General features: G+C 70.4%; 6 protein-coding genes and 1 pseudogene. 6 read left to right on the top strand and 1 reads right to left on the bottom strand.

All coding sequences use genetic code 11. The features are described from left to right. The 6 genes and pseudogenes from ACFQ4O_RS15650 to ACFQ4O_RS15625 form a co-directional block, all read left to right on the top strand. Positions 1-834, top strand: a pseudogene (locus ACFQ4O_RS15650) (chromosome segregation protein SMC); the annotation flags it as partial. Positions 835-1,019: 185 nt separating this feature from the next. Next, positions 1,020-1,379: an AtpZ/AtpI family protein gene (locus ACFQ4O_RS15645; protein WP_378776983.1), complete on the top strand. Its 360-nt coding sequence runs from the start codon at positions 1,020-1,022 to the stop codon at positions 1,377-1,379. 130 nt (positions 1,380-1,509) lie between these two features. Continuing rightward, entirely contained in the window at positions 1,510-2,244 is a 735-nt protein-coding gene (locus ACFQ4O_RS15640; RefSeq protein ID WP_378776981.1) for a F0F1 ATP synthase subunit A, read from the top strand. 56 nt (positions 2,245-2,300) lie between these two features. Next, positions 2,301-2,528 carry a F0F1 ATP synthase subunit C gene (locus ACFQ4O_RS15635; RefSeq protein ID WP_271204907.1) on the top strand — a complete coding sequence of 76 codons (228 nt, stop codon included), beginning with the start codon at positions 2,301-2,303 and terminating at the stop codon, positions 2,526-2,528. 116 nt (positions 2,529-2,644) lie between these two features. Continuing rightward, positions 2,645-3,259, top strand: a complete 615-nt coding sequence (locus ACFQ4O_RS15630) for a F0F1 ATP synthase subunit B family protein (protein ID WP_378776978.1) — start codon at positions 2,645-2,647, stop codon at positions 3,257-3,259. Between the two features lie 12 nt (positions 3,260-3,271). Further along, complete coding sequence (locus ACFQ4O_RS15625) at positions 3,272-3,757, top strand: F0F1 ATP synthase subunit B family protein (protein ID WP_378776976.1); 486 nt, start codon at positions 3,272-3,274, stop codon at positions 3,755-3,757. Positions 3,758-3,826: 69 nt separating this feature from the next. On the opposite strand, the gene ACFQ4O_RS15620 is transcribed toward ACFQ4O_RS15625, so the two are convergent. Beyond that, positions 3,827-4,229, bottom strand: a 403-nt coding sequence (locus ACFQ4O_RS15620; protein ID WP_378776974.1) for a hypothetical protein, incomplete at its 5' end; no start/stop codon positions are given.

Raw genomic sequence — 4,229 nt, 5'->3', positions numbered from 1 at the left:
CTGTCCCGCGCCCGGGAGGAGACCGCCCGCGCCGGCGCCCGGCTGGAAGCCGCGCGCGAGAAGCGCGCCGAGACCGCGACCCGCATCCGCGACGCCCGCGACACCGAGCCGGCGGCGCTCGCCGACGCTCTGAAACCGTTGAGAAAGGGCGAGCCGCGCGAGGAGATCGAACGCCGGCTCGGCCAGACCGTCGCGAGCCACGATCGGCTGGGCGCCGTGAACCTGCGTGCCGAGGAGGAGCTGGCCGAGATCGAGGCCAGCCACGGCGCGCTGTCCGCCGAACGCGAAGATTTGACCGCCGCCATCGCGCGGCTGCGCGCCGCGGTGCGCAGCCTCAATCAGGAGGGGCGCAGCCGGCTGCTGGCGGCCTTCACCGCCGTCGACGGCCATTTCCGGACGCTGTTCGAGACCCTGTTCGACGGCGGCGAGGCGCGGCTGGAGCTGGTGGAGAGCGACGATCCGCTGGAGGCGGGGCTCGAGGTCATCGCGCGCCCGCCGGGCAAGAAGCCGCAAACGCTGTCGCTGTTGTCCGGCGGCGAGCAGGCGCTGACGGCGCTGGCTTTGGTGTTCGGCGTGTTTCTCACCAATCCAGCGCCGGTCTGCGTGCTGGACGAGGTGGACGCGCCGCTGGACGACGCCAATGTGGAGCGCTTCTGCGCGCTGCTGGACGAAATGCGCCGCGTCACCCGCACGCGCTTCCTCACCGTGACCCACAATCCCATCACCATGGCCCGCATGGACCGGCTGCTCGGCGTCACCATGGCGGAGCGGGGCGTGAGCCAGCTTGTCGCCGTGGACCTTCAAGCGGCGGAGAGGTTGCTGGAGGCGACGTGACCGAAGCCCCGCCTTCCGGCCGCGGCGATTCCGCCGCACCCCCTCGAAAGTGGGTTCTTATCTGAAGAATCAATAGGTTATGACTTTGCGGCGGAACCTTGACAGCCAAAGGGCCAAAAACTAGGGTGCCCGCGGCTTACGGGGGGCGGCTTTGCGCCCCTTGGGGTTCGGCAGGGCCTTGAAGCATGGCGAAAGGTTCGGACGAACAGAGGGAAGAGTCGGGCGAAGACCTCGCCGGACGTCTCGACCGGCTCGACAAGGCGCTGGAGCGCCGTGGAGCGGGACGCGACGCCGGCGAAACGTCGGGGCCCGTGTCTTCCCGCGACGCCCAGGGCATCGCGCGCGGCTTCCGTCTCAGCACGGAAATGGTGGCGGGCGTGCTGGTGGGCGGGGGGCTTGGCTGGGCGCTCGACCGCTGGTTGGACACCTCGCCGTTCGGCCTCATCGTGCTGCTGCTTCTCGGCTTCGGCGCCGGCGTGCTCAACGTCATGCGCGCGGCGGGAGTGGTGAGGCATCCGGGCGCGGACGACCGTCCGCCGCTCTAAGATTCTCCGGCCCCTTCATTCGGGTCCGGCGCGATGACGGGCCCGTCCGGGTCCGGACATGTGTTCTCAAGGGCGCGCCGGGGCTCCACGAAGCCGCGGCGCCAGGGACGGAAGAGGCCGAAGGCGACAGATGGCAGGCGCGATCGATCCGATCCACCAGTTCCAGATCACGCCCGTCCTTGGGCCGGTCACCAACTCCGCGACGTTCATGATTCTCGCCGTGGCGGGCGTGTCGGCCCTGCTGCTGCTGGGCAGCCGCGAGCGGGCCCTCGTTCCGGGCCGGCTGCAGTCGCTCGCCGAACTCTCCTACGAGTTCGTGCGCGGCATGATCCACCAGACGGCCGGCAAGCACGGGATGGTGTTCTTCCCGCTCGTGTTCTCGCTGTTCATGTTCGTGCTGTTCTGCAACCTGCTCGGCCTGATCCCGGGCTCGTTCACGGTCACGAGCCACATCATCGTCACCTTCGCGCTGGCCCTGATCGTCATCCTGACGGTCATCGGCTACGGCTTCGCCAAGCACGGCCTCGGCTTCCTCAAGCTGTTCGTGCCCCACGGCGTGCCCGGCTACATCCTTCCCCTGGTGGTCGCGATCGAGGTCATCTCGTTCCTCTCGCGCCCCATCAGCCTCTCCGTCCGTCTTTTCGCCAACATGCTCGCGGGCCACATCACCCTGAAGGTGTTCGCCGGCTTCGTGACCATGCTGTCGGCGGCGCTCGGCGGCGTCGGCCTCGCCCTCGGCGTGCTTCCGCTGCTGCTGACCATCGGCATCACGGCGCTCGAGTTCCTCGTCGCCTTCCTGCAGGCCTATGTGTTCGCGCTGCTGACCTGCATGTACCTGAACGACGCGCTGCATCCCGGCCACTGAGCCGCAGCGTCCTCGTCCGCCTGTTCCCCAACGACCCTTACTTCGGAGTTCTCGTCATGGAAGCTGAAGCCGCGAAGTTCCTCGGCGCCGGTCTCGCCACCCTCGGCATGGGCGGCGCCGCCGTCGGCGTCGCGAACATCTTCTCGAGCTACCTCGCCGGCGCGCTGCGCAACCCGTCCGCCGCCGACGGCCAGTTCGCCCGCCTGATCTTCGGCTTCGCCGTGACCGAAGCGCTCGGCATCTTCTCGCTGCTCGTCGCGCTGCTGCTGCTGTTCGCCGTCTGATCGGACCTTCCCGGTCCAGGTCGGTTGGGACATGAGACGGGGAGCGGCTTCATCCACAGGCCGCTCCCCGTCCGCCGTCCGGACCGACACACGTTTTTCCGCCGTCAGGTGAGCCGATGATCCCGAACGCAATCGCCGTCGACTCCGCCACGGGGGCGCCCATCGTCCTCGCGCAGGCCGAGCACGGGGCCGCACCCCACGGAGCCGAGCACATGGCCTCCACGCCGGGCGAACATGGCGGCGCTTTCCCGCCCTTCGACGCTTCGACCTACGCCTCCCAGCTGATCTGGCTCGCGATCACCTTCGGCGCGCTGTACTTCATCGTCGCCAAGATTGCCCTGCCGCGCCTGTCCAACATCGTCGAAGGCCGCGCCGAACGCATCGAGAGCGACCTCGCCGAGGCCAAGCGCCTGCGCGCCGAGAGCAAGGCCGCCGAAGAGGCGTTCCTGAAGGCCCAGACCGAGGCCCGCGCCAAGGCCTCCGCCATCGCGACCGAGGCCCGCGAGGCCGTGGTTCGCCAGTCGGACGAGAACCGCCGTCGTCTCGACGCCGAGCTCTCCGCCAAGCTCGCCGCCGCCGAAACCCAGATCTCCGCCACCAAGCAGGCGGCCATGGGCAATGTGCGCGGCATCGCCGCCGACGCCGCCGCCGCGATCGTCGAGCGCCTGTCCGGCGCGACGCCCGCGCCCGCCGAGATCGAGCAGGCGGTCGACGCCACGCTCGCCCGCTGAGGAGCCGACATCATGGGCACTCCCGAATTCTGGGTCCTCGTCGCGTTCGTGATCTTCCTCGGCCTGCTGGTTTATCTCGGCGTGCCGGGCAAGATCCTGCACGCCCTCGACAACCGCGCCGTGAAGATCCGCGCCGAGCTGGACGAGGCCCGCAGCCTGCGTGAGGAGGCGAGCCGCCTGCTCGCCGATTTCGCCCGCCGCCGCGAGGAGGCCGAGCGCGAAGCCGAGACGCTGGTCGCCAACGCCAAGATCGAGGCCGAGCGCGTCGCCGCCGAAGCCAAGGTCGCCGCCGAGCAGTTCGTCGCCCGCCGCACCGCCATGGCGGAGCAGAAGATCGCCCAGGCCGAGGCCCAGGCCGCCGCCGACGTGGGCGCCGCCGCCGCGGCCGCCGCGGTCTCCACCGCCGCCAAGGTGCTCGGCGACAAGTCGCAGGGCGGCCCGCTCGGCGACCAGCTGTTCGACAGCGGCCTGTCGGAAGTCCGCGCCAAGCTCAACTGAGCCGCCCGCGCCGGATCATCCCCCAATCCGATAAAAGGCCGCCTCCGGGCGGCCTTTTTCTTTGCCCGGTCACCGTTCGGCGGTGAGCACCTTGGCCGCGCGGCGGGCGTCGGCGGTGGTCATGTCGAAGCCGATCGCGACCGTCCAGCCGGCGTAGGACGGCTGCGGCGGCAGCGACAGGTTCTCCTCCACATGGGCGAAGGCGCCCGTCGCCTGCCCCTTCGGCAGCGTCACCTTCAGCCGGGCGCGGCGCTCCGAGACCGTGCGGCCCTGGGGGTCGATCACCGCCACGGTCAGCGGCGCGTTGAACCAGCTCGGGCCGGAGGCGGCGCGAGCGCTGCGGCCGGTGAGCGCCACCTTCAGCAGCGTCTCGGCGCCCAGATTGGCGCAGTCGCGGGCGGCGCCGGACACGGTGGCGCGGTGGCTGTCGGAGGCGCCGCGCGGAAAGGCCTCCGCCCCGCGCAGCACCACC

The sequence above is a fragment of the Methylopila musalis genome, from assembly GCF_042679725.1.
GTDB lineage: Bacteria > Pseudomonadota > Alphaproteobacteria > Rhizobiales > Methylopilaceae > Methylopila > Methylopila musalis.
This window is presented reverse-complemented; position numbering and strand designations above follow the sequence as displayed.